This window comes from Mesorhizobium sp. WSM1343 (assembly GCF_055901535.1).
In genome coordinates, this window is sequence record NZ_CM148370.1 from 5,043,874 (window position 1) to 5,067,057 (window position 23,184).

Here is a 23,184-nt window from a genome sequence, read left to right on the forward strand (position 1 = left end):
GGTGGAGCGGTATCTCGCCACACCGTCGTCATTGCCCTCCATGCGGAAGGAGGAAACCCTTTTCCGCCGGCCAGGTGAGCCAGACGGAATTGCCCTTGCTGAGCGCTGCGGCCGCCACCTCGTTCGGCACCGACACGGTAACCTTGGCGCCTTGCCGTGTCGTCAGGTCGAGCCGCGTTGCAGCGCCCAGATAGGTGGAGTTGGTGGCGGTAGCGGCGATGCCATTCTCGCCATCCGCCGCCTCGCCCGATATCGACATGTATTCGGGCCGGATCGCCAGGATGGCATCGCCGCGCACGAGTTCGGCCTTGCAGCCCATGCTGACCGCGCGGTCTTCGCAAAGGCCGGTCGAGCCATTGCCGGCAGGCTTGACGCCCTTCAGCGGCAGCATGTTGATTTCGCCGAGGAACTCGGCGACGAAGCGGTTGTCCGGCCGGTCGTAGACTTCGTCGGGCGCTCCGACCTGCAGCAGTTTGCCGTGGTTGAAGATGGCAACGCGCGACGACAGCGCCAGCGCCTCGCTCTGGTCGTGGGTGACGAAGACGAAAGTGGTTCCGGTTTCCTGGTGCAGCCGCTTCATCTCGGCCTGCATCTGGCCGCGCAGGCTCTTGTCGAGCGCCGAGAACGGCTCATCGAGCAACAGCACGCCAGGTTCGAACACCAGCGCACGGGCCAGCGCCACGCGCTGCTGCTGGCCGCCCGACAGTTGCGCCGGCAGTTTCTTCTCGTGGCCCTTGAGACCGACGCGCTCGATCATCTCGCCGACACGGCGCTTGATGTCGGCGGCCGGTTTCTTGCGCACCTTGAGTGGGAAGGCGATGTTGGCTTCGACGCTCATATGCGGGAACAGCGCGTAGCCCTGGAACACCATGCCGGCGGCCCGTTGCTCTGCCGGTCGGTCGGTGATGTCGACGCCGTCGCTGAACAGCTTGCCCTCGGTCGGCTGCACGAAGCCCGCAAGGATCATCAGGAAGGTGGTCTTGCCCGAACCCGACGGCCCGAGCAGGGTCAGGAACTCGCCACGGCCGATATTGAGCGACAGATTGTCCAGCGCACGGAACGAGCCGAAGCTCTTGCCGATCCCGATTGCCTTGATCTCTGCGGCACGGCCGGGTTGCTGCATACTGCCCTTTCCCTAACGCTTGTCGAAATCGTAGGCAGGGTGCCGGCTCATCGCAACCGAATAGTTTTCGCGTGATCGGCAAATTCCATTCATCTATGGCGAGATGGCGCCGCCTTGCCCTCAATACGGCAGAATGCGGTTCTCCTGGAGTTTCGACCGCAGCCATCCCGCGAACGCTTCCAGCACCGGATGCGAAGCCTTGGCGTGTTCGGAGACCAGGAAATAGGAGCGCGGCGACTTGATCGCGATGTCGAACGGCCTGACCAGCCGGCCCTCGCTCAGCGCCCGCCGGCTGGTCAGTTCGTCGCCCATGGCGATGCCCTGGCCGGCAATCGCCGCCGAAAAGACCAGGTTCATGTCCGAAAAGAAGATGCCACCCTCGATGTCGGGGTTTTCCACCTTGGACAGCGCCAGCCAGCGCGCCCAATCCTCGGTGTCGTCGAGATGCAGCAGGTTGGCGCGAAGCACGTCCGACGGCCGGGAAAAACCGCCGACCTTGTTGAGCAGCGTCGGGCTGCAGAGCGGCGTGAACGAGATTTCGCAGAGCGGCTCGACCGCCCGGTTCGGCCAATTGCCGACACCAAACGCAATGAAGGCATCGGCATCTGCGTTGCTGACATCGTCGAGCCGGCGCGGCGTCAGGATGCGCAGCGCCACGTCAGGATACATCTGCCGGAACTCGCCGATATGGGTGCACAAGAACAGCGAGGCGAAGCCGGGCGTGCAACTGACGGCGAACGAGCCGCCGACGCCGGTGCCGGCGTCCCGCGTCACCGCATCGCCCAAAACGGTGAGCGCCTTGCGCACGTCGCTGGCGTAGCGCTGGCCGCGCGGCGTCAGCGCCACGCCCTTGCCGATGCGTTCGAGCAGGTCGAAGCCGAGATCGCGCTCCAGCAGACGAAGCTGATGGCTCACGGCGCTGCGGGTCAGGTGCAACTCGTCGGCGGCGCGCCAGACGCTGCCATGGCGGGCGAAGCTGTCGAGCGCACGCAGCGCTTGTGTGGATGGTATACGCAAGGAGCCTCAGGTGAACCGAATTTGCACGAACCGGGAAAACATATCACTTTTTAGCGAACCGCTTCACTGCTTTCTTCTCATGCCATGGAGAAACCGGTGGCCACCTCGGCGCAAGCAACCGCCCTTGCCTGTCTCGACGGCATCCAGCCGTTGTTGTCCGCGTGGACACGCATCATCTTCGATTACGGCGAGACCGCGTGGCGGGAATATCAATCCGCCGCCTGGTATGTCGAGCGACTGAAACTCGAAGGCTTTTCTGTCGAAGAAGGCTCCGGCGGCATGCCGACCGCCTTCTGCGCGCATTGGACCAACGGCCCCGGCCCGACCATCGGCATGTACGCCGAATACGACGCGGTGCCCGGCAATTGCCAGGATGCCGCTACGGTCGAGCGTCCGCGCCGGGGACTTGGCAATCAGGCCGGCGGCCACACCGACCCGCATTCCGGGCTGGGTATTTCGAGCCTCGGCGGGCTGCTGGCGACCAAGGCCGCGATGCAGCGCCACGGCATATCAGGCACGCTGCGCTTCACCGGCGAGCCGGCGGAAAAGGTGCGTGGGTCAAAGCCGATCCATGCCGCCAAGGGCTATTATGACGGCCTTGCCGGCATGATCTCCTTTCATCCGTTCTACATGCTGCCGCTCTGCAACACGGCGCGCTGGGACACGCATTGCGGCGCGGCCTACGCGATGATCTATCGCTTCATCTGCGACCAACCGGAGCGCTGGGCGCTGGCTGCGGGCGCTGCACCCATTCCGCAAGCACATTCGGCGGCGCGCGCGCCCGGCGCCAACGACGCATTGATGATGATGTACATGGCCTCCAAGGCTCTGCGCGATTCCATGCTGCCTCACCAGGGCGGCTGGTCGATCAGCGAGGCGATCCTGACGGCGGGGCAAGCGACCGCCGACAATTTGCCGGCGGGGCTGGCCGAGATCCAGTACATGATCCGCGTGCCGACGCTTGCCATGGCCGAGCAGGTCACCGCGGTGCTCGACCGCAATGCCGAGGCGGCGGCAGCGATGAGTGGTTGCCGCACCGAGCGGCATTGGGTGTCGAAGTCACGACCGGGACTTGCCAATCATGCCATGGCCGAGATCGCCTATGAAGCGCTGTCGACGGTCGGGCCGCCGCGCTGGGACGAAGACGCCAAGGCAGTCGCGCGCGAAATGCAGGTCAATGCCGGGCGCATGGCGAGCGACGAGCCGTTCATCGAAGAGCTGGAGCGCCTGATCGAGCCGCAGGCGGCGGAAGCGATCCTGCGCTGCGACCTGCCGCCCTCGCAGGTCAATTCGACCTCCGACGATTACACCGACATGAGCTGGCACACGCCGACGGCGCGCTTCTATGTCGCCCGCCCGGCGCTGCGTTCGGAGACCGGCTATCCCTATCCAGCCTGGGTGATGAATGCGCTGGGCGGTATTTCGGCCACGATCGACCCGATGGTGGCCTGCGCCTCCCGCACGATTGCGCTTGCCGCCCTTCGCCTGCTGGAAGACCAGACTGCCCGCGAGGCGGCGATGGACGAGTTCGTTACCCGCACCGGCGGCGGCATCGGCGGTTCGAACTGGATCGCACCGCTTTGCGACTACGAGCCGCCGATCGGGTTTCGCTGGCCAGAATATGTCACCACCCCGCGTGGACGCGACTGGTGGATACCGAGCAATCAGACACCCCCAAGTCACCTCACGAGGAGCATCCCATGACCGTTCATGACCGCATTGTCGCCGAGCCGTTTTCGCTGCAGCGCCGCAACCCCGCCGGCGGCACCAAGCCGCTGACCGCCTGGGGTTTTGCCAACGAGACCGACGTGCTGACCGACGTCCTGCTCGGCTCGCCCAATTTCCTGCGTCATCTGTCGACCAGTTCGCTGTCGCGCAAGCACCTGCGCGAGGCGCCCTGCAACGTGCAGATCGCACAAGCACAGCACAAGGACCTGGTCGCCGCCTACGAGCATTTCGGCGTCAACATCCACTGGCACGAGCCGACGCCCGAGCTGCCGATGCAGGTCTATTCCCGCGATTCCAGCGTCATGACGCCCTACGGCGCCTTCATCACCGCCATGGCCAACTGGTGGCGGCGCGGCGAGAACTATGCCGCGATCCGCACCTATGAAAAACTCGGCATCCCGATCTACGACATGGTCACGGCTGGTACGTTCGAGGGCGGCGACTTCAACGTCATCGAGGATGGCGTCGTGCTGATAGGCTGCGGCGGCGCGCGCACGCAGGAGGAAGGTGCGCGCCAGGTGCAGGCCTGGTTCGACAAGGAAGGCTGGGAAACCCGCATCGCTTTCATCGACGAATATTACGTCCATATCGACCTGATGGTGGTGCCGATCGCCGAAAAACTGACCGCCGTCTGCCTTGCCTGCACCGAGCCCGGCATTGTCGACTGGCTGAAGGGCAAAGGCCACGAGATCATCGACGTGCCGTTCCAGGACACGATGGCGCTCGGCTGCAACTTCATGTCGCTGGGCAAGGACCGGGTGATCGCGCCGACCTCCAGCCAGTCGCTGATCGGCCAGCTCAAGGCCCGCGGTTTCGAGGTCGCGGCCGTCGACATGAGCGAGATTTCGAAGACCGGCGGCGGCATCCACTGCATGGCGCAGGCGCTGAAGCGCGAACCGGCCTGAGCCGGCTCGCCCCTCAGCAACAAACCCGATACTGTGTCTTCGCTGCCCTTGTGAGTGCTGGAAAAATGGAGGAATAGTCTTGCGGAATGCATCGCCCTGAAATTGCCGGTTTGCGGTACTCAGGTCGTGCAATTGCTAGCCGGATTCCGAATGGCCAGTCCCGAACCGCGCAAGAGAAGAGGTCCGATCGCCGCCCGGCTGCTGGCGCTCGACGCGTGGATCGATTCCTCGCTCTACGAGATCGGCTTCAAGGCGCGCCAGTTCTGGGAATCGGCGACGATCTTCTCGCGGCGCTTCCGCGTCAACGGCTGGCGCCGTGGCATCATCGAAGTGTTGAGCGAAGGTTTTACGCTCGGCGCCGGCGGCATCGTGGTGATGCTGGCGCTGGCCATTCCGGCTTTCCAGGATACGGCCGGCGACTGGCGCGCCCAGGGCGACTTCGCCGTCACCTTCCTCGACCGCTATGGCAACGAGATCGGCCAGCGCGGCATCATCCAGCGCGATTCCGTGCCGGTCGACGAGATGCCCGATCACGTCATCAAGGCGGTGCTTGCTACCGAGGATCGCCGCTTCTTCGATCACTACGGCATCGATGTGCTCGGCCTTTCCCGCGCCATCTTCGAGAATGTGCGGGCCAATTCCGTCGTTCAGGGCGGCTCGAGCATAACCCAGCAGCTGGCCAAGAACCTGTTCCTCACCAATGAGCGCACGCTGGAGCGCAAGATCAAGGAAGCCTTCCTGTCGCTGTGGCTCGAGGCCAATCTGTCGAAGAAGGAAATCCTGCAGCTCTATCTCGACCGCGCCTACATGGGGGGCGGTACGTTCGGCATCGAGGCGGCCGCCGATTTCTATTTCGGCAAGAGCGTCAAGGATCTGAACCTCGCCGAGGCGGCGATGCTGGCCGGGCTGTTCAAGGCGCCCACCAAATATGCGCCGCACATCAACCTGCCGGCAGCGCGCGCACGCGCCAATGTGGTGCTGTCCAACCTTGTCGATTCCGGCTTCATGACCGAGGGGCAGGTTCTGCAGGCAAGGCTGCATCCGGCCGACGTCGTCGACCGCGGCGAGCAGAAAAGTCCGGACTATTACCTCGACTGGGCATTCGACGAGGTCAAGAAGATCGCCAAACCGGGCCAGCACTCGCTTGTTGCCCACACCACCTTCGACGCGAACATCCAGAAGGCAGCGGAAGAATCGGTGGAGTTCCACCTGCGCCAGTTCGGCAAGGAGTACAACGTCACCGAAGGTGCCGTCGTCGTCATCGAGACCAACGGCGCCGTGCGCGCCATCGTCGGCGGCCGCGACTATGGCGCCAGCCAGTTCAACCGCGCCACCAAGGCGCTGCGCCAGACCGGCTCGTCATTCAAACCCTATGTCTATGCAACGGCGATGGAACACGGCTTCACGCCCAACTCCATCATCTCCGGCGGCCCGATCAGCTGGGGGTCCTGGTCGCCGCACAATTACAGCGGCGGATCGGCGGGCAATGTAACTCTGATCATGGCTATGGCCAAATCGATCAACACCGTGCCGGTTCGGCTGGCCAAGGATCACCTTGGCATCGGGCCGATCAAGGCCATGGCCGAGGCGATGGGCGTAGAATCGCCGCTCGAAGCGCACAAGACGATGGTGCTGGGCACCTCGGGCATGACGGTGATGGACCAGGCGACGGGCTACAGCGTGTTCGCCGACAACGGTTTCGTCGGCTTCCGGCACGGCATCAGCCAACTCGTCACCCGCACCGGCGAGGTGGTTTATGATTTCGCCAAGGATGCGCCGCCGCCACACCGGGTGTTGTCGGAGCAGGCGCTGAAATCGATGAACACCATGCTGGCGGCAGTACCGGTAATGGGCACGGCGCGGCGGGCCCAACTTCCCAACATCGTCGTCGCCGGCAAGACGGGCACGACGCAATCCTACCGCGACGCCTGGTTCGTCGGCTTCACCGGCAACTACACGGCGGCGGTATGGATGGGCAATGACGATTTCACGCCGACCAAGAACATGACCGGCGGCTCGCTGCCTGCGATGGTATGGCAGCGCCTGATGGTCTATGCGCACCAGAACATCGACCTCAAGCCGATCCCGGGCATCGACAAGCCCTTCATCGACGAGGAGATCGCTGCCAAAGCCGAGGAAGCACAGAAGAAGAGCGACGCGCAGGCGGTGGCCGATGCAGCCGCCGAACGGCCGCCGGTGCTGTCCAGCCGCACGACGCAGACGCTGCGGGACATGACCAGCCTGTTCCAGTCGGCGCCCGTCCTCAATACGCCTCAACCGCCGGAGACGCTGTCGGCGCTGTGATGGCGCGCCTGGAACACCCCTCATCCGACCGAGCTTCGCTCGGCCACCGTCTCCCGCAGGGGGAGAAGGAAGAGGCGGCTGCAATTCTACATCGGCCCGCTTGCCACAAGGCCCTGCGCCGCGATATCCCCGAGCGGCAACTCTTCGGTGTCCCCGGCCCTTCATGCTCAAAACTGCCTTCCTGACGTTGCTTTCGCTTGCCATAGCCATCATCGGCGGTGGCGGCAGCGTCTGGTATGCGCTGAAAGTCCAGGATGGCGTCGGCGCCATCCGGATCGGTCAATGGACAGCCTTTCCCGATATCGGCACGCCGTCCGCCGATCCTTATTCCAAGGCTCGCGTGGCGCGCGAGGGCGTGCTTGCACTCGGCCGTGCCGAGGGGCTGTCCTTCGTCGCCGAGCGAGACACGGGCGGCGCCGAGCTCAAGCGCGAATGCACCTACACCATCGAGGGCGGATTTCCGACGGCGCGGTTCTGGACGCTCTACGCCGCCGACCAGTCGCTCAGCGTGGTCGAGACCGGCAAATCACGGCTGGCGGCGCTGCAATCCTACGGGGTGGTGCGCCAGCCCGACAATTCGGTGATCATTTCCGCCGGCCATCACCCGATGCCCGGCAATTGGCTGCTGACAGACGGCTTCGGCAGGATGTATTTCGTGCTGACCTTCTACGACACGCCAATCGCCAGCAGCACGGGCCTGTCGGACGTCTCGCTGCCGCGGATCGTCAAGGTCGGCTGCAATGCGTAGTTTTTACGCTGCGACGCGCGGACTTCTGCATGCCGTCCTGCTCGGCTTGCTCGGTGCCGGCATCGTGCACATCGCCGTGCTGCTGCTGGTGCCTGAGTTTTCCGAGCGCGATGCCTGGTCGCGGCTGTCAATGGCGTCGGACCTCTACAAGATGACGCGGCTCGATGCCGAGGCCGGTGGCGCGCCCGTGGTGAAATCCGTCGATCCGCTGTTTTATGCGACGGCCTGCCGGTTCGACCTGGGCGAAGGTTTGGTCCGCGTCAAGGCACCTGGACATGTCCCGTTCTGGTCGGTGTCGGTCTATGACCGCAGCGGCCACAACATCTATTCCTTCAACGACCACACAGCGACCGGCGGCGTTCTGGATGCCGTGGTGCTGACCCCGGCGCAGATGATCGACGTGCGCAAGGACCTTCCAGAGGATCTTCAGGGGGCGATCTTCGTCGAAGCGCCGATCGAGGAAGGCATCTTCGTCATCCGTGCCTTCGTCCCCGACAGCAGCTGGAAGCCGATCGTGTCGCGCTTCTTCGAACAGAGTTCCTGTGAGTTGCAGGACTTCTAGAGCGTGACGCGTCTGAACGGATTCAGACGACCCGCTTTAGGTCTTTGTTTTCATGCATGTCGTTCTCCAAAACCGAGGTCACTTTTGGGCGACATGCACTAGACATGATCCCGGACCAAAGGTCCGTGGCCGCCGAAACTCAGTGGTGCGGGACCGGCTTCGTCCCTGGCGACCCCGTCTTGTCGGGATCGACCGGCCGCACTTCGCCGGCATGCGACCGCTCATAGCGGATGCCGGGAAAGATGATCACCGCCGCCGGCATTTCGGCGGTTTGCTTTGCTCTGGTGTTTGGTGCCGTACGCGGCACGAAAGACAGTACCATGCCCATGGTTCGCGCATTCCTCTCGGTTTCCCCGGAGCACAACGCAACGCCTCCAAATGTCATTAAGGCCGGCAGAGGGTTAACGGAACGCTAACGGATCGTCGCTAACTTGATCTTTGTTCTTGGCGTTCGCGAAACCGACATAGTCCCGGTGGAGCGCGCCAAGCTTGTGTCGAGTACGGGCGTATCCTTCGTGTCATCTTCGGACTTCAGGCAAATCGCGGTACGAAAAGACTCGGGAAAGGCCGAAAGGCTCTTCCGCGCCGCGGTGTCGGCGTTCTGCTCGCTCACCCGCCCTTCACGCCGCGAGATCGGCCAGCTCGAAGACCTGACGCTGCCGCTGTTCAATGACGTGTCCGTCGAATCCCGCCGTTACGTGGCAGCCGCCCTTTCCGAATGCGAATACGCACCCGCTGCCCTGGTGCGCCGTCTTTGCGAGGAACCGGTTGACATTGCCGCGCCGCTGCTCATCCGCTCACGCGCCGTCAGCGACATCGATCTCATCGCCCTGATCGGGCGACATGGCCTGCCGCATGCGCGTGCCATTGCGCGCCGCAAGGGCTTGAACCCGACCATTGCTGACCTGATCAGGGCCCTCGAGAGGCCAACCCTGGTGCGCGCGCCGGACCCGGATGCGAACGCCGCTGGGGCAGACAAGATCGCGCCAGCGAGCGCGGATACCGCCTCCGGCGAGCCAGCCCGGGAACAGACACTCGGCATCGCGGCCGAGAATGCACGGCGCAGGCTGCGCTCGATGATGCGCACCGGCGACGAGAAGACAGCGACCGCCGAGCCTTTCAAGGGCGCCGATACCTATATGAAATTGCGCGAGACAGCGCTGACGGGAAACGCCGCGTTCTTCCAGACCGCGCTCGCCGATGCACTCGACATCGATTTCGAGATCGCGCGATCGCTCACCGCCAACCAGAATTATGCCTCGCTGCTTGTCGCCTTGCGCTCGCTCGACCTCAGCGAAGACAGGGCCTTCCTGGTCACGGTTGCCGTCTATCCCAGCCAGTTCCCGCACCCGCAGGCTATCCGGACTTTCCTCGACCGCTACCGGCTGCTGCATCGCGAGGCGGCCCAGGACAAGATGCGGTCGTGGAGAGCGGAAATCCTTTCAAGGGTGGTTCGCGGCGCAGCACCTGCCAACAGCGATACACGCACCGCTTCGAACAGCGACGATGCGGCGGCTTCTTCCGGCCTCAGGGCGTCTTCACGGAAATAAGCTCCTCGACGGGCACGGCACCGGCCTCGATTTCGACCACCCAGATGTCGGGATCGAATTTTTTCTCCCGTTCCAGCCTGGCTTCGAGCACCGCGGGATCGTCACCAGCTCCGAGCAGAGTGAAAAACCGGTCGTCGGGCTTGGCCGAATCATAGCTTGTCTGCGGCGCCGGCCCGAACAGGGCAACCTCACCCAGCCTGCCCCGCGCCAGCACGAACACAGCGCCGGCCTCGGTCGCGCCACGCTTGACCACGGCGGCAAATCCACCGGCGCCGAAAATCCGGCGCAACAGGGCCGAAACCCACAGATCCGATGTGACGCGCATGAGAGAGCTCCCGAAACTGCCGGTTCTCTATCGATATTTCCGCCGCTCGGCGAGCCGTCGTTTCGGCCGTCAGTTGGTCAGGCCGATCTCGCGCATCTTGACGTAGACGATCTCATCGGGCTCGCCGGTCTGCGGCAGCCCGAACAGCGACTGGAATTCCTTGATCGCCGCCTTCGTGCGCGCGCCGACGACACCATCCAGCTGCATGTCGTCATTGCCGAACGCCTTGAGCCCGGCCTGGATCTTGACGATGCGGGCATCGGGCGCTTGCGTCGCGGCATCCGCCTGCCCGGAATTTGTCTGTCCCGACCCTGTCTGCAAAGACACCGGAACGGCGGCCGGCATATCCGGGCGCGGCTGCGGCCTGGGCACGACGGAAGCTGTCTTCGGCGTCGCGCCCAGTTGATCGAGCAGAAGCGCGTCGATCTCGCCGGACGTGTTGAGCCCGACCTTCTGCTGATAGTCCTGGATGGCCTTGCGGGTGTTGGGTCCGGAAATGCCGTCGACCGTCCCGGAATAGAAATCGAGATCCTTCAATATGCCTTGCACCTGCTCGACAACCGGATCGCCCTTGATCGGTGCCGGCGCGCCGGATGGCCGCACGATGTTGAATGTCGTCTCCGGTTCGTCGGGCGTCGCGTGCGGAAAGCCCGCAATGCTGCGGGTCGCAAAAAATGCGCCGGCATGCGGGAAAGGTTGGTACCACAAGGCATTGGCCGAGACGTAGAACAGCGTCACCAGGAATGCCGTCGAGCCGCCCACCAGGACGGGATTGCGCGAGATCATGCCGCCGACGGCGACAGCGCCGTCCTGAAAGGCATTGCTGCGGCGCTTGACCGCCTTAGCCGGTTTTGCGGAGCGAGCCATCTCTGTCCCCTTTCGCCATCGCCACAGGCATGGTCAGCACGCCGGCTTTCTCCGCCTGATGTCCCTTCGGTCCGTTCACCGGCAGGCTGATGGTCACCGTGGTGCCCTCGCCTGGCATGCTTTCGATGGACATCGTGCCCTCGTGCAGCGCCACCAGGCCCTTGACCAGTGAAAGGCCAAGACCAGTCCCCTCGAAACGGCGCGTATAGTCGTTCTGGATCTGCATGAAGGGCTTGCCGAGATTGGCGAAATCCTCCTCGGCGATGCCGATGCCGGTGTCCCTGACCCAGAAATGCAGGCGCGAACCGATCCGCTTGGCGCCGACGACGACGTCGCCGCCGTCGGGAGTGAACTTGATCGCGTTGGAGACCAGGTTGATGAGCATCTGCTGCACGGCGCGCTGATCGGCATTGATGTCGCCGGCGTCCGGCGCGATCTGCGCCTGCAGATCGATGTTCTTGGCCTGCGCCTGCAGTTGCATCATCGACTGGCACATGTCGACCGCTTCCGCGAACCGGAACGGCTCGGGTTCGGTCGCATAGACGCCCGATTCAATCCTGGACACGTCGAGTATCGAGGTTACGACGGCGAGCAGATGCTGGCCCGAATCCCGTACCAAGCCGACATATTCTTTCTGGCGCGGATCCTTGAAGGCGCCGAACATCTCATGCAGCAGCATATCCGAGAAGCCGATAATGGCATTCAACGGCGTGCGTAGTTCGTGGCTGACCACCGCCAGGAAGCGTCCCTTCGCCACCTCGGCGGACGCGGCCGCCTCATTGGCTGCCGCCAGATCCTCGCGCAACCGGGCGATCTCGTCATTCTGCCTCAGGACGAACGTAAAGACATCACCCTGTTCCTCACCACGCACGAGATCAAGCGAGAACGGCCGGTAATTGTCGGCCGTCAGGCCATTGCCATTCTGAGGCAGCCGGATGCGCAATTCGAGCCGGCGCGACAGTGCGCCGTCGCGCATGTCGGCCATTGCGCTGAGATAGGAAACGCGATCCGACAGATGGACGCGATCGAAGAGGCCGTTTCCGGACAGCAGTTCGGGCGGCAGTTTCAAAAGCGTGCGCGCTTTTGGCGACGCGTCCAGGACCTCGCCATGACGGGCGACGCGCAAGACCACCGCATCGATGGTGTCTTCGAGCCGGTCGGCAGTGTCGAGCACATCAGCCGCATCGGCCGTGTTTTGAAATGCCGATGCGCGCGGGATCAGTGTGAGCGTCCAGGCCAACGGCACCAACCAGTGCCACGCCGCGATCTGCGCTCCTGCGAACGGGAATACGGTTCCAGCCAAAGGCTGAGCCAAGATGGCTACAGCGGCCGACACGGCTCCCCACAGTGCCGCGCGCCGCGAAGCGCCGATCCACCAGGCTTCAAAAGGCAGCGCCACGACAAGCATGGCGACAGGCGAACTCAGCCCGCCCGCGGCGGCAATGAGACTGCCGAGAGAAATGCCGGCCAGCACCAGGGCGACCCAACTCGCTATCGCCATCTTGCCGGTCGCCGCCACCAGCAAGGCGACGAACCAGCACAGGCCAAAGGCGGCGAAAATGGCGGCCATGGTGACGGCGACGCCCATGCCTGAAGTAACCAGCGTGACCGCGGCACCGGCGACAAAGAAAGGAGCGGCGAGCATGACGCCGATAAAGCGGCGCTGGCGCTCGCGGTCGCTCCGCCCAAGGATGGACGGATGGACCATACGTTCGCAACCGGCCGAAATCGCGCCAGGCAATTCAACGTATCTGGCCTTGATTGAACTCAACTCAACGCACTCGCACTTGTCGTGGACAGCTCTGCTTTGCAGATGGTTCTGGTTGGCTTTGAAACTCGCATCCAGCGTTTAAGGAATGGATAAGGCAGGGCCGACCAGGGCCCGGCCTGCGGCAAATATCGGGATGCCGGCGGCCGAAAGCACGGACAAATGCAGCCATAGTAAACGGAGAGTTATCCGCCGACGGCACCCATCGGCCGGGCGCACTCGGCACCTGGACGTCCCTATTTCAAGAAAAACGCAGGGAAATCATGGGGATATATGGTTATTTGTTGTTAAGGAAAATTACTCGGATTTGAGACAAATCGATTGCAGAACGGTTCGTTTCGAATTTGCCTAAAATTTGAGGAAAATTCTCTCTTTGCCCGCAAGCCGTCCTTTGCGCCTGTGTGCCAAAATCCTGCCTACAAAAGAGGTCATGCCATATGGATGCATGATCCGGTCACGACGAGAGGGCAAGGGCATGGTCTTCCTCATAAGAATGGCTTTCTGGTTTTCGCTGGTGCTGCTGGCGCTGCCATTGAGTGTCGGCCCCGATGAAGCGGGGCATGAAAGCGTCGGACCGATCCAGGCCTTGTTTGCGGCACGCGAAGCGGTTGGCGATATCGCCGGCATTTGCGAACGCAAACCCGATGTCTGCGAGACCGGCAAGTCGGCGATGCACACCATTACCGCCCGCGCCAAAGAGACCGCCAAGATCGCGGCAGCGATGATGGACGACAAGTCCGCCGCCGGCCCCGACACGTCGACGATGACCGGCAGCGTGCCCGAAGGAATCGTCTTGCCCGAGACCGTCAACCTGCCGCCTCAGAATTAAGCCGTTTCGACGGCGCACCGCGGGCTGTCTGCCCTCTCGACGCCCGCGGTGTCCTTGTTTTTTCCGTGACGCGGAGCCGCCGCGTGACTATATCCCAGACATGACCACGACGATCCAGACGATCCGCGACGACTTCTCGTTCCTCGAGGAATGGGAAGACCGCTATCGCTATGTCATCGAACTCGGCGAGGCGTTGCCGCCGTTTCCGGACGAGCAGCGCAGCCCCGCCAACAAGGTGCCGGGATGCGTCAGCCAAGTCTGGCTGACCACTGAACGCGGAGCTGGAGCCGATCCTGTCATCACCTTCACCGGCGATTCGGACGCTCATATCGTGCGTGGGCTGGTCGCGATCATGCTGGCGCTGTTTTCCGGCAGGACCGCCAGCGAAATCCAGAAGACCGATGCGGAAGCGACATTGAAAGAACTCGGCCTCGACGAACATCTGTCGCCGCAGCGCGCCAACGGCCTTCGCTCGATGGTCAAGCGCATCAAGCGCGACGCCGAGGCAGCGCTCAAGCAGACCGCCTGACGCTTCCCGACCCGATCCGCGCGTCGCGGCTCGCAAAAATCAAACGGCGCCCGAAGGCGCCGTTGATGTCGATCCGATCTGGCTGGCAGCAATTACCGCGCTTTGCGCTTGCGGCCGAGACCCATCTTCTTGGCGAGTTGGGACCGGGCAGCTGCATAGTTGGGTGCAACCATCGGATAGGTCGGGTCGAGGTTCCACTTTTCGCGATACTGGTCCGGCGTCAGGTCATAGTGGGTCATCAGGTGGCGCTTCAGCGACTTGAACTTCTTGCCGTCTTCAAGGCAGACGATGTAGTCGTCATGAACCGACCGCTTCGGGTTGACCGCCGGCTTCTGCTTGTCGGCAGGCGGCTGTTCGGCGGTTCCGCCCACACGCCCGAGTGCGGCATGGACATCGGATATCAGGTTCGGCAGTTCGCCGACCGGCACGGGATTGTTGCTGACATAGGCGGCCACCACATCGGCGGTCAATTCGATCAGCGCATCGCTGTTTCTGGAAGGTGTTTCGACAATATCCATGGTCTTCGGTCCCCAACAAGAGTTACATCGATCTGCGCCCTTTTTTACAAGCAGGGCATCGCACGAATTTTGTGCAGGTAGAGTTTCTACGATTCGTGTCGCGGGCACATCAATGAGCGTGCAGACCAAGTAAGTCAATTCGCCCCTCGCGCTATATTGAACGATATTGATCAAATGTTCCGCGATCAGCTTCAATCTTTCGTGCATTGTGTAATTTATCGATATTTCGCGTTCCCGTCGGCGGCGGCTGACGCAACGTCAGATCGCCGTTACATTCGTGGCAACTCACGAAACGGGTTTTAATGTTTGATCTTGCTTGGCTATCGCTCGAGAAATATTGGTTGTTCGCATTTGTCCACAAAACCACAGGTTGCCGTGGTCATATACGAGCAATCAGGCGACATGCCAGTCATCCGACCGATCGGCTGATTGCTGCCGCGTCAATCAATGCGGGATGATGTATTTGCCATAGGCCCAGCCGGTGACGAAATTGCCGTTCTGGACCGGATCATGCCAGACTTCGCACCAGCGATAGCGAATCTTTTGTGCCTGCTTCCATGCCGGCTGGTTGGCGATGTCGAGCAGGTTTATTCCGCCGGTGCATCGCCCGGTCATCTGCAGAACGGTGCCGTTCGGATATCCCGCCTGCTTTTGGGATGTGCCCGAAGGGTATTTGCGTACATTGAGCGTGTCGCCGAACGGGACATTGGCCACTTGCCAAGCCGCGAATACGGTCGCATGAGACTGGCCGGCAAAGCCCAGAGTTAGCGAAGCAACGGCGAAAGCCGCAGCAGTCCGAGACCAAATAGTCATCATCTCTCCTCCCGGCTCATCTCCTGGAGCCGACACAACCCATACGCTCCGGCTCTTGAACCTGCCCTGATCGGCGTGTTCATTTGCCATTCAAGATATTTCTCCATTCGAGATGGCCCTTCAAGATACTGGCCCATTGAAGATACTGGCCCATTGAAGATACTGGCAAAGCGAGACGCAATGACCAAGACATCCATATTTCCGATCGTCAGCCCGCCAACGCCCGAGAAGCGGCCGGTTTCCGACACGCATCACGGCATCACGCGAACCGACGACTATGCCTGGCTACGGGCCGATAACTGGCAGGAGATGTTCCGCGACCCGTCATTGCTCGATGCGGGGATCCGCGCAGAACTCGAGGCGGAGAATGCCTACCAGTCGAAGCTGATGGCCGATACGGTCGAACTGCAAATGCAGCTTTTCAAGGAGATGAAGGGCCGTATCAAGGAAGACGATTCTTCCGTGCCGATGAAGGATGGGCCCTATGCCTACGGCTCGTCCTTTAAACTTGGTGGCGAGCAGCCGCGCTATTTCCGCATGTCGCGCGACGGCGGCGCCGAGCATATCCTGCTCGACGGCGATGCGGAGGCCGCGGGCAAGGCCTATTTCCGTCTTGGCGGTGTCGACCATTCGGCCGACCACGCCAAGCTGCTATGGGCATTCGACGACAAGGGCTCCGAATTCTACACGCTTCGCGTGCGTGACCTTGCCGATGGCAAGGAGCTTGCCGACCAGATCCCCGACACCGGCGGTTCAGGCGTCTGGAACGCAGGCAATGACGGCTTCTTCTACACGCGTCTCGATCCCAACCATCGCCCGTCCAAGGTACTGTTCCATGCGCTGGGCGACAGCCCGGACAGCGACCGGCTGATCTATGAGGAAACCGATCCCGGCTTCTTCATGAATGTCGACGGCACCCGCAACAACGAATGGGTCATGATCGGCATCAACGATCACGAGACTTCGGAATACCGCCTGATGCGCGCCGACGATCCGTTTGCCGAACCGAAACTGGTGTCGCCGCGCGAGGTTGGCCTTCAATACGAGCTGGAAGAAGGCGGCAATATCTTCTTCATCCTGACCAATGCCGACGGCGCCAAGGACTTCAAGATCATGACGGCGCCGGCGAGCGATCCCGTGCGCGCCAACTGGCAGGAACTGGTGCCGCACGAGCCCGGCCGGCTGATCCTGTCGGTGATCGGCTTCAGGGACCACATGGTCCGGCTCGAACGCAAGGAAGGCCTGCCGCGCATTGTGGTGCGCGACCGTATCAGCGGCGAGGAGCATCTTCTGTCCCTCGACGAGGAGGCCTTCTCGCTCGGCCTGTCGGGTTCCTATGAGTACGACACCGAGATCATGCGCTTTTCCTACTCGTCGATGACGACGCCCGCGCAGGTGTTCGACTATAACATGCGCACCCGCGAGCGGGTGCTGCTGAAGACCCAGGAAGTGCCGTCCGGCCATGATGCGGACCATTATGTCACGCGGCGGCTGATGGCGCCGGCCAGCGATGGCGAACTGGTGCCGATCTCGCTTTTGCATCATCGCGACACGCCGCTGGACGGATCCGCACCTTGCCTGCTTTACGGCTACGGCTCCTATGGCATCACCGTGCCGGCCGCCTTCAACACCAACTGGTTCTCGCTGGTCGACCGCGGCTTTGTCTTCGCCATTGCTCACGTTCGCGGCGGCAAGGACAAGGGCTATGGCTGGTACGATGACGGCAAGCGGGAGAACAAGATGAACACGTTCACCGATTTCATCGCCGTCGCGCGCCATCTGGTCACCGAGCGTTACACGGCGCATGACCGTATCGTCGCGCAAGGCGGTTCGGCCGGCGGCATGCTGATGGGTGCCGTCGCCAACATGGCGCCGGATTGTTTTGGCGGCATCGTCGCCGAGGTTCCCTTCGTCGATGTGCTCACCACCATGCTCGATGCGACCCTGCCACTGACGCCGCCGGAATGGCCCGAATGGGGCAACCCGATCGCGTCCGCCGACGACTATCGGACGATCGCTGCCTATTCGCCCTACGACAATGTCTCTGATCACGACTATCCGCCGATCCTGGCGCTGGCCGGTCTCACCGATCCGCGCGTCACCTATTGGGAACCGGCCAAATGGGTGGCCCGGCTGCGCGACCGCAAGAGCGGCGACAATCCGGTTCTGTTCAAGATCAATATGGATTCCGGCCATGCAGGCGCTTCCGGCCGGTTTTCGCGGCTGGAAGAGATCGCCTACACCTACTCCTTCGCGCTGAAAGTGATGGGCAAGGCGCAGCTTACGGGAGCAACCAACAAATGATCGACCTGACCACCCTGATCGCCTACATCGCGGTCGTGCTCGGCTTCGTCTTCATTCCAGGCCCCGCCACCCTGCTGACGATCGCCCGGGCAACGAGTTCCGGAACCAAGGTCGGCATCGCGACGGGCGCCGGGATCGCTGCCGGCGACGTCTTTCATACCGTCATGGCCATGATCGGCATCTCGGCGATCATCGCCGCGTCGGCGACGCTGTTCAGCGTCATCAAGTACATCGGCGCGGCCTACCTGGTTTATCTCGGCATTCGCGCGATCATCGAGAAAACACCGGCCAACCCGGCGGCCGGTGCGCTCGCGATCTCCGCCGGCAAGGCGTTTCGACAGGCTGTCCTGACCGAAGTGCTCAACCCCAAGACCGCTCTGTTCTTCCTCGCTTTTCTGCCTCAGTTCGTGCGGCCTGAAAACGGATCGGTGATGCTTCAGATGACCGCGTTGGGGGTCATCTTCGTCATACTGGGCCTTTTCAGCACGGTCGTCTTTGCCGTGAGCGCTGGCCGGCTCGGCACGTTCCTGCGCCGAAATCCGTCGGTGTTACGATTGCAGGGCAAAGTTGTCGGCGGCATCTACTGCGCTTTGGGCGTCCGTCTCGCGCTGCAGCAACGCTGACTCTGGACGATAATCGACGCACCCTTTCCAGAGGGCTGGGTGTCAGGACTTTTTGAAGCTCCCGTCGCTCATTTTCACTCGCAATTGCGACGACCGCGCGCTACCCAGTGCGCGGCTTTTCCCGGCCTGACAGCCTCCAATCGCGTAAAGGTTCATTATGCTGCTCGTCGACGTCTATCTCGACAAATCACCCATCCAGGGAATCGGCGTCTTTGCCAAGAACCACATTCCTCGCGGTACTCTGATCTGGAAGTTAGACCCAAGGTTCGATCGGCTCATCGAGGTCGAGACTTATGAGCGGGCGGCCGGCCCGGTGAAGAGCTATCTCGACCGCTACTCCTATCCTGACCGCCGCGATCCGAACTACATCGTCTTCGAAGCCGACGACGCGCGCTACATGAACCATGCCGACGAGCCTAATTGCGACGTCTCCTCACCCGAGGAGAGTTTTGCGCTGCGCGACATCGCGCCTGGCGAAGAGTTGACCTGCAACTACAACCATTTTTTCGAAACGGGCTTCGATTTTCTCGGTGACCGCCACCTGTCATCCGCAGACTCGATCTAGACTAGTTCGCCCTCTTGCGGGCCGGATAGCCGTTTGGATGCGCGGGTATCGCCTTGAGATAGGCGGCGATGGCAGCACGGTCCTGCGGCGCCAGCTCGGCCATGTTTCGCTGCACGTCGACCATGGCGCCGCCGACGGAATCAAAATCGGGCGTGAAGCCGGTTTCGAGGTAGTTGGCGATGTCGGCTTCCGACCAATCGCCTATACCGCCCTCGCCCGATGTGATGTTCGGCACGACGCCGCTGCCTTCGGCAGCCACCGCACCGGCCAGCCACACGTTCTTTTTCGTACCACCTGCGAGGTCGCGCGGCGTGTGGCATTCGCCGCAATGGCCCGGCCCCTCGACCAGATAGCGGCCGGCCATGACCGGATCGGGCGTGCCAGCGGGAAATGGAACGACAGGCTGGTCGCTAAGATAGAGCAATTTCCACAGGCCGATGCCGCGACGAATGTTGAAGGGAAAACCGAGCGAATTTGCAGGCGCCTTGCCGGCGACGGCCGGCAGCGTCTTGAGGAAGGCATAGAGATCGCCAATGTCGGCCGGATTCATGCGCGCGTAGGACGCATAGGGAAACGCCGGATAGAAGTGTCGGCCCGAAGGCGACACGCCCTTCAGCATGGCATTGGCGAGGTCCTCGACCGACCATGCGCCGATGCCGTCCTTAGCGTCTTGCGAAATGTTGGGCGGCACGAAGGTTCCGAACGGCGTCTTGAGCTCGAGACCGCCCACGAGTTGAAGCCGCGCATCGCCCTGTGAGCCCGGCTTTGCATGGCAGGATGTACAACCGCCGGCATAAAAAATGCGCTTGCCCCTGGCTGCGTCGCCAGGACCGAGCTTGGCCAGGGTCTCCCTGTCGAGCCTCACCGGCGCCGACCCGACCCACCCGGCAACCGCGCCGACGCCGCCGAGGATGACGATGGCGCCGACGAGTTTCTTTAGCCAGGGCATCGCCCGCTATCAGCCTTTTTTCACCCGGTAGGTCTGGTGGCAGGTGCCGCAATCGGAGCCGATGGCGCCGAATTGCGCCTTCAACGCATCGACGTCGGCAGGAGCGGCAGCGGCCGCGGCCTTGACGTCGGCGACATATTTGGCGTTGGTGGCCTTGAAGCCGGCCATGTCTTCCCAGATCTTCGGCGACGCAGTGGTATCGCCGCCTGTGTCGCTGCCCGCCGGAAACAGCGCGTCGACGTCGACTTTCTCGGCATTCGCATGCAGCGCCTGCAGCGCCGTCAGCACCGCGGCGGCATCAAACGGCTCCTCGCCCTTGACCACTTTCGACAGGCCGCCGACGATCTTTCCACGTTCCTTCATCAGTGCCTGCCGGTCGAGGATCGGGTCGGCAAAGGCCGCCGAAGCCGCGAGTGCGAGCATAGAGATGGCGATAACAAGCTTTCTCATTCAATTGGCTCCATGATGAAGGCATTTCGGGACAGGACGTCAACGGATGTTACAGAGGGAAAATTCCCTTCCCCCTGATGATTTTTGCCGGACCTTTGCTCTTGCGGGACGCAGAAAAGAAAAGCCCCGGGTGATACCGGGGCTTCTGGAAATCGATCACTTCGCCTTTTCGTACAATTCCAGGACATGGTCCCAGTTGATCAGGCTGTCGACGAACGCCTCGAGATATTTCGGCCGGGCGTTGCGGTAGTCGATGTAGTAGGAGTGCTCCCAGACATCGACGCCGAGGATCGGCGACGCGCCATGGACGAGCGGGTTTTCGCCGTTCGGTGTCTTGGAGATCGCCAGCTTGCCATCCTTGACCGAGACCCAGGCCCAGCCGGAGCCGAACTGTGTCGTGCCAGCGGCAATGAAGTCGGCCTTGAACTTGTCGTAGCCGCCGAGATCGCTATCGACTGCCTTCTGCAAGGCGCCCGGCAGCTTGTTGCCGCCGCCGCCTTTCTTCATCCACTTCCAGAAATGGATGTGGTTGTAATGCTGGGCGGCATTGTTGAAGAGGCCGGCATTCTTGCCGAACGACTGCTTGACCACCTCTTCGACCGACAAATCGCCCAAGCCGGCCTCGGCGGCGAGTTTGTTGCCGTTATCGACATACGCCTTGTGGTGCTTGTCGTGGTGATATTCCAGCGTCTCTTTCGACATGTAAGGCTGCAAGGCCTCATAGTCGTAAGGCAGAGCGGGCAATTCAAAGGCCATGGATAGTACTCCCTCGTGGAAAAATCCGGTGTCGATACCGGAGTAAGATAGGTCTGGAATGGGTTGGGACAACTCCGGATGAAGCGTCGATCGCCTTTTTATCCGCTCAAACAGCAGAAGTCGAATGCGCCCAATCCCAATAGAGTTCGCGCGCTTTTTTGGCCACCGGCCCGGGTTGCAGATTGCGATCCTCGATGCGCGTGATCGGCACCACCTTGGAATGGTTCCCGGTCGAAAAAATTTCGTCTGCTTCGAGGAAATCGCGCACCGACAGCGTCTTTTCCGTGGTCCTGAAGCCATATTCGCCGAGCAGCGCTATCGTGCGCGAGCGGGTGATGCCGGATAGGAAGGTGCCGTTCGGCGCAGGCGTAAAGACGTGGCCATCCTTGACCAGGAAGATGTTCGAGGTTCCGGTCTCGGCGACGTTGCCCAGCATATCGAGCACCATTGCGTTGTCGAAGCCGCGCATCTTGGCTTCGAGAATGGCCCTACCGTTGTTGGGGTAAAGGCAGCCGGCCTTGGCGTTGGTCGGCATGGTTTCAATGGTCGGACGCCGGAACGGCGACACGGTCACCGAAAAGCCAGTCGCCGGAATCATCGGTGATTCATAGAGGCAAAGGCAAAAGCGCGTCGAGGCGGGATCGGCCGGCACGCCCATATAGCCGCCATGCTCGGCCCAGTACATCGGCCTGATATAGACCGCCGTCTTGCCGTCGAACTTCTTCAACCCATCCCATGTCAACCCGACGATCTTGTCGGCGCTCATGTTCGGCTTCAGGCCGAGCGCAATCGCCGAGGAATTCACCCTGGCTGCGTGGAAGTCGAGATCCGGCGCCACGCCTTCGAACCAGCGGCCGCCGTCAAAGACGCTGGTGCCGAGCCACATGGCGTGGCTGCGCGGCCCCAGAATGGCGACGTTGCCTTCGTGCCAATCACCGTCGACGAAAGTCCATGTCGTGGATTGCGCCGCAGCCGCCAGTGTCATCATCTCGTCCCGTCTCAATCGGTCTCGTGTGACAGCCATTGGAAGATGCTTTGGCGGGCGCCGTCAACCGGCATCATGGAGTTTTGTTGGGGCCAGTGCCGGGGCGCAATGCAATCAAAGCTTGCACCTTGTCGCGCCTGCCCTCAAAACTGCTGTCATGCAATACGCCGCCTATGTCTTCGACGCCTATGGCACGCTGTTCGACGTGCATGCCGCCGTGCGCCGTCATGCCGACCGGATCGGGCCGGACGGCCAATTGTTGTCCGAGATCTGGCGCGCCAAACAGCTCGAATATTCCTGGGTGCGCACGCTGATGGGCGCCTATGCCGATTTCTGGCAACTGACCGAACAGGCGCTCGATTTCGCCTTGCGCAAGGTTCCCTCGGCCGACCCCGGTCTCAAGGCGATATTGCTGGATGCCTATTGGCGGCTCGATTGCTATCCGGAAGTGCCGGCCGTGCTCAAGGCGCTCAAGGCTTCGGGAGCGAGGCTGGCGATCCTGTCCAACGGCTCGCCCGAAATGCTGCAGGCGGCGGTCAAATCCGCCGCGCTCGACCAGGTTCTGGACGATATCTATTCCGTCGATACGGTGCGGCGCTTCAAGACCGATCCGGCGGTCTACGACATGGTCGCCACCGGCTGGCGCCTCTACCCCGGCGCGGTTTCCTTCCAGTCGTCCAATCGCTGGGACATTGCAGGCGCCACCAAATTCGGCTTTCGCACGGTGTGGATCAACCGCTCCAACCAGCCCGAAGAATACCGGGACTTCCCACCGGCCCTGATCCTGCCGTCGCTCGAAGCCCTTGTGCCCGGCAGCTAAGAGACCTGTGTCTCTGGCGCCACAGTAGCAGCCTGGTCACAGCTTCGCCTTTCTTTGCCCACGTTCGGGCCAGAATCGGAACCGCCTATCGCCCCAGGTGTTGTCAGGCACCCGCGTAACTGTCGGCGAATTCACGCCTTGTTGCG

At 62.2% G+C, this 23,184-nt stretch carries 24 protein-coding genes; 12 read left to right on the plus strand and 12 right to left on the minus strand.

Features of this window, described 5'->3' with window-relative positions:
* Positions 1-28 precede the first annotated feature (28 nt).
* Both AC0NIL_RS24800 and AC0NIL_RS24805 read right to left on the minus strand, forming a co-directional pair.
* The gene (locus tag AC0NIL_RS24800; protein WP_127385415.1) at positions 29-1,123 is read right to left on the minus strand and encodes an ABC transporter ATP-binding protein; all 1,095 of its coding nucleotides are present in this window, start codon (positions 1,121-1,123) and stop codon (positions 29-31) included.
* Between the two features lie 120 nt (positions 1,124-1,243).
* On the minus strand, positions 1,244-2,140 hold the full coding sequence (locus AC0NIL_RS24805; protein ID WP_013532647.1) for a LysR substrate-binding domain-containing protein: 897 nt from the start codon (positions 2,138-2,140) through the stop codon (positions 1,244-1,246).
* 84 nt (positions 2,141-2,224) lie between these two features.
* Here AC0NIL_RS24805 and AC0NIL_RS24810 point away from each other — a divergent pair, with 84 nt between their 5' ends.
* The 5 genes from AC0NIL_RS24810 (at position 2,225) to AC0NIL_RS24830 (ending at position 8,387) form a co-directional block, all read left to right on the plus strand.
* Positions 2,225-3,844 (plus strand): zinc-binding metallopeptidase family protein, encoded by a 1,620-nt coding sequence (locus tag AC0NIL_RS24810; protein WP_275953680.1) that lies wholly within the window; start codon positions 2,225-2,227, stop codon positions 3,842-3,844.
* Positions 3,841-4,773, plus strand: coding sequence for a dimethylarginine dimethylaminohydrolase family protein (locus AC0NIL_RS24815; RefSeq protein WP_013532649.1), 933 nt, complete (start codon positions 3,841-3,843; stop codon positions 4,771-4,773). Before AC0NIL_RS24810 ends, AC0NIL_RS24815 begins: the two co-directional genes overlap by 4 nt.
* A gap of 150 nt (positions 4,774-4,923) precedes the next feature.
* A complete protein-coding gene (locus tag AC0NIL_RS24820) occupies positions 4,924-7,077 on the plus strand; it encodes a transglycosylase domain-containing protein (protein WP_063171734.1) in 2,154 nt (717 codons plus the stop codon).
* Positions 7,078-7,240: 163 nt separating this feature from the next.
* Positions 7,241-7,825, plus strand: coding sequence for a DUF1214 domain-containing protein (locus AC0NIL_RS24825; RefSeq protein WP_063171733.1), 585 nt, complete (start codon positions 7,241-7,243; stop codon positions 7,823-7,825).
* Positions 7,818-8,387, plus strand: coding sequence for a DUF1254 domain-containing protein (locus AC0NIL_RS24830; RefSeq protein ID WP_224674121.1), 570 nt, complete (start codon positions 7,818-7,820; stop codon positions 8,385-8,387). Before AC0NIL_RS24825 ends, AC0NIL_RS24830 begins: the two co-directional genes overlap by 8 nt.
* A 139-nt stretch (positions 8,388-8,526) precedes the next feature.
* Here AC0NIL_RS24830 and AC0NIL_RS24835 read toward each other — a convergent pair whose 3' ends face one another.
* A complete protein-coding gene (locus AC0NIL_RS24835; protein ID WP_013532653.1) occupies positions 8,527-8,715 on the minus strand; it encodes a hypothetical protein in 189 nt (62 codons plus the stop codon).
* 187 nt (positions 8,716-8,902) lie between these two features.
* Here AC0NIL_RS24835 and AC0NIL_RS24840 point away from each other — a divergent pair, with 187 nt between their 5' ends.
* Positions 8,903-9,937: a hypothetical protein gene (locus AC0NIL_RS24840; RefSeq protein WP_224621111.1), complete on the plus strand. Its 1,035-nt coding sequence runs from the start codon at positions 8,903-8,905 to the stop codon at positions 9,935-9,937.
* On the opposite strand, the gene AC0NIL_RS24845 is transcribed toward AC0NIL_RS24840, so the two are convergent.
* The 3 genes from AC0NIL_RS24845 to AC0NIL_RS24855 form a co-directional block, all read right to left on the minus strand.
* Positions 9,915-10,262 carry a DUF1491 family protein gene (locus AC0NIL_RS24845; protein ID WP_013532655.1) on the minus strand — a complete coding sequence of 116 codons (348 nt, stop codon included), beginning with the start codon at positions 10,260-10,262 and terminating at the stop codon, positions 9,915-9,917. The two genes, AC0NIL_RS24840 and AC0NIL_RS24845, sit on opposite strands and share 23 nt — an antisense overlap.
* Before the next feature lie 69 nt (positions 10,263-10,331).
* Positions 10,332-11,129, minus strand: a complete 798-nt coding sequence (locus AC0NIL_RS24850; RefSeq protein ID WP_013532656.1) for a peptidoglycan-binding domain-containing protein — start codon at positions 11,127-11,129, stop codon at positions 10,332-10,334.
* The gene (locus AC0NIL_RS24855) at positions 11,104-12,837 is read right to left on the minus strand and encodes a sensor histidine kinase (protein WP_127370050.1); all 1,734 of its coding nucleotides are present in this window, start codon (positions 12,835-12,837) and stop codon (positions 11,104-11,106) included. The genes AC0NIL_RS24850 and AC0NIL_RS24855 overlap by 26 nt, the downstream gene beginning before the upstream one ends.
* 535 nt (positions 12,838-13,372) lie before the next feature.
* Here AC0NIL_RS24855 and AC0NIL_RS24860 point away from each other — a divergent pair.
* Both AC0NIL_RS24860 and AC0NIL_RS24865 read left to right on the plus strand, forming a co-directional pair.
* Entirely contained in the window at positions 13,373-13,726 is a 354-nt protein-coding gene (locus tag AC0NIL_RS24860) for a DUF5330 domain-containing protein (RefSeq protein ID WP_013532658.1), read from the plus strand.
* A 100-nt stretch (positions 13,727-13,826) separates the two neighbouring features.
* Positions 13,827-14,255: a SufE family protein gene (locus AC0NIL_RS24865; RefSeq protein ID WP_027162984.1), complete on the plus strand. Its 429-nt coding sequence runs from the start codon at positions 13,827-13,829 to the stop codon at positions 14,253-14,255.
* Between the two features lie 92 nt (positions 14,256-14,347).
* Here AC0NIL_RS24865 and AC0NIL_RS24870 read toward each other — a convergent pair whose 3' ends face one another.
* Both AC0NIL_RS24870 and AC0NIL_RS24875 read right to left on the minus strand, forming a co-directional pair.
* Positions 14,348-14,773 carry a Ros/MucR family transcriptional regulator gene (locus AC0NIL_RS24870; protein WP_013532660.1) on the minus strand — a complete coding sequence of 142 codons (426 nt, stop codon included), beginning with the start codon at positions 14,771-14,773 and terminating at the stop codon, positions 14,348-14,350.
* Between the two features lie 444 nt (positions 14,774-15,217).
* A complete protein-coding gene (locus tag AC0NIL_RS24875) occupies positions 15,218-15,586 on the minus strand; it encodes an SH3 domain-containing protein (protein WP_013532661.1) in 369 nt (122 codons plus the stop codon).
* Positions 15,587-15,766: 180 nt separating this feature from the next.
* On the opposite strand from AC0NIL_RS24875, the gene AC0NIL_RS24880 reads away from it, so the two are divergent.
* The 3 genes from AC0NIL_RS24880 (at position 15,767) to AC0NIL_RS24890 (ending at position 19,078) form a co-directional block, all read left to right on the plus strand.
* Positions 15,767-17,890 carry a S9 family peptidase gene (locus tag AC0NIL_RS24880; protein ID WP_275953682.1) on the plus strand — a complete coding sequence of 708 codons (2,124 nt, stop codon included), beginning with the start codon at positions 15,767-15,769 and terminating at the stop codon, positions 17,888-17,890.
* Entirely contained in the window at positions 17,887-18,513 is a 627-nt protein-coding gene (locus AC0NIL_RS24885) for a LysE family translocator (RefSeq protein WP_024505543.1), read from the plus strand. The genes AC0NIL_RS24880 and AC0NIL_RS24885 overlap by 4 nt, the downstream gene beginning before the upstream one ends.
* A 157-nt stretch (positions 18,514-18,670) precedes the next feature.
* Positions 18,671-19,078, plus strand: coding sequence for an SET domain-containing protein (locus tag AC0NIL_RS24890; RefSeq protein ID WP_013532664.1), 408 nt, complete (start codon positions 18,671-18,673; stop codon positions 19,076-19,078).
* Between the two features lies 1 nt (position 19,079).
* On the opposite strand, the gene AC0NIL_RS24895 is transcribed toward AC0NIL_RS24890, so the two are convergent.
* The 4 genes from AC0NIL_RS24895 to AC0NIL_RS24910 all read right to left on the minus strand — a co-directional run bounded on the left by AC0NIL_RS24895 (position 19,080) and on the right by AC0NIL_RS24910 (position 22,218).
* The gene (locus AC0NIL_RS24895; protein WP_127370988.1) at positions 19,080-20,027 is read right to left on the minus strand and encodes a cytochrome c; all 948 of its coding nucleotides are present in this window, start codon (positions 20,025-20,027) and stop codon (positions 19,080-19,082) included.
* A 9-nt stretch (positions 20,028-20,036) separates the two neighbouring features.
* Entirely contained in the window at positions 20,037-20,477 is a 441-nt protein-coding gene (locus AC0NIL_RS24900) for a c-type cytochrome (RefSeq protein ID WP_013532666.1), read from the minus strand.
* Between the two features lie 156 nt (positions 20,478-20,633).
* On the minus strand, positions 20,634-21,233 hold the full coding sequence (locus tag AC0NIL_RS24905; protein WP_013532667.1) for a superoxide dismutase: 600 nt from the start codon (positions 21,231-21,233) through the stop codon (positions 20,634-20,636).
* A 106-nt stretch (positions 21,234-21,339) separates the two neighbouring features.
* On the minus strand, positions 21,340-22,218 hold the full coding sequence (locus AC0NIL_RS24910; RefSeq protein ID WP_024505546.1) for a branched-chain amino acid aminotransferase: 879 nt from the start codon (positions 22,216-22,218) through the stop codon (positions 21,340-21,342).
* 157 nt (positions 22,219-22,375) lie between these two features.
* Here AC0NIL_RS24910 and AC0NIL_RS24915 point away from each other — a divergent pair, with 157 nt between their 5' ends.
* Positions 22,376-23,038 carry a haloacid dehalogenase type II gene (locus AC0NIL_RS24915; protein ID WP_024505547.1) on the plus strand — a complete coding sequence of 221 codons (663 nt, stop codon included), beginning with the start codon at positions 22,376-22,378 and terminating at the stop codon, positions 23,036-23,038.
* Positions 23,039-23,184: the final 146 nt, after the last annotated feature.

Excerpts from the sequence above, each read along its gene's own strand:
- AC0NIL_RS24800 (WP_127385415.1), bottom strand. The coding sequence starts at position 1,123 with ATGCAGCAACCCGGCCGTGCCGCAGAGATCAAGGCAATCGGGATCGGC.
- AC0NIL_RS24810 (WP_275953680.1), top strand. The coding sequence starts at position 2,225 with ATGGAGAAACCGGTGGCCACCTCGGCGCAAGCAACCGCCCTTGCCTGT.
- AC0NIL_RS24815 (WP_013532649.1), top strand. The coding sequence starts at position 3,841 with ATGACCGTTCATGACCGCATTGTCGCCGAGCCGTTTTCGCTGCAGCGC.
- AC0NIL_RS24820 (WP_063171734.1), top strand. The coding sequence starts at position 4,924 with ATGGCCAGTCCCGAACCGCGCAAGAGAAGAGGTCCGATCGCCGCCCGG.
- AC0NIL_RS24825 (WP_063171733.1), top strand. The coding sequence starts at position 7,241 with ATGCTCAAAACTGCCTTCCTGACGTTGCTTTCGCTTGCCATAGCCATC.
- AC0NIL_RS24830 (WP_224674121.1), top strand. The coding sequence starts at position 7,818 with ATGCGTAGTTTTTACGCTGCGACGCGCGGACTTCTGCATGCCGTCCTG.
- AC0NIL_RS24835 (WP_013532653.1), bottom strand. The coding sequence starts at position 8,715 with ATGGGCATGGTACTGTCTTTCGTGCCGCGTACGGCACCAAACACCAGA.
- AC0NIL_RS24845 (WP_013532655.1), bottom strand. The coding sequence starts at position 10,262 with ATGCGCGTCACATCGGATCTGTGGGTTTCGGCCCTGTTGCGCCGGATT.
- AC0NIL_RS24850 (WP_013532656.1), bottom strand. The coding sequence starts at position 11,129 with ATGGCTCGCTCCGCAAAACCGGCTAAGGCGGTCAAGCGCCGCAGCAAT.
- AC0NIL_RS24855 (WP_127370050.1), bottom strand. The coding sequence starts at position 12,837 with ATGGTCCATCCGTCCATCCTTGGGCGGAGCGACCGCGAGCGCCAGCGC.
- AC0NIL_RS24860 (WP_013532658.1), top strand. The coding sequence starts at position 13,373 with ATGGTCTTCCTCATAAGAATGGCTTTCTGGTTTTCGCTGGTGCTGCTG.
- AC0NIL_RS24865 (WP_027162984.1), top strand. The coding sequence starts at position 13,827 with ATGACCACGACGATCCAGACGATCCGCGACGACTTCTCGTTCCTCGAG.
- AC0NIL_RS24870 (WP_013532660.1), bottom strand. The coding sequence starts at position 14,773 with ATGGATATTGTCGAAACACCTTCCAGAAACAGCGATGCGCTGATCGAA.
- AC0NIL_RS24875 (WP_013532661.1), bottom strand. The coding sequence starts at position 15,586 with ATGACTATTTGGTCTCGGACTGCTGCGGCTTTCGCCGTTGCTTCGCTA.
- AC0NIL_RS24880 (WP_275953682.1), top strand. The coding sequence starts at position 15,767 with ATGACCAAGACATCCATATTTCCGATCGTCAGCCCGCCAACGCCCGAG.
- AC0NIL_RS24885 (WP_024505543.1), top strand. The coding sequence starts at position 17,887 with ATGATCGACCTGACCACCCTGATCGCCTACATCGCGGTCGTGCTCGGC.
- AC0NIL_RS24890 (WP_013532664.1), top strand. The coding sequence starts at position 18,671 with ATGCTGCTCGTCGACGTCTATCTCGACAAATCACCCATCCAGGGAATC.
- AC0NIL_RS24895 (WP_127370988.1), bottom strand. The coding sequence starts at position 20,027 with ATGCCCTGGCTAAAGAAACTCGTCGGCGCCATCGTCATCCTCGGCGGC.
- AC0NIL_RS24900 (WP_013532666.1), bottom strand. The coding sequence starts at position 20,477 with ATGAGAAAGCTTGTTATCGCCATCTCTATGCTCGCACTCGCGGCTTCG.
- AC0NIL_RS24905 (WP_013532667.1), bottom strand. The coding sequence starts at position 21,233 with ATGGCCTTTGAATTGCCCGCTCTGCCTTACGACTATGAGGCCTTGCAG.
- AC0NIL_RS24910 (WP_024505546.1), bottom strand. The coding sequence starts at position 22,218 with ATGACACTGGCGGCTGCGGCGCAATCCACGACATGGACTTTCGTCGAC.
- AC0NIL_RS24915 (WP_024505547.1), top strand. The coding sequence starts at position 22,376 with ATGCAATACGCCGCCTATGTCTTCGACGCCTATGGCACGCTGTTCGAC.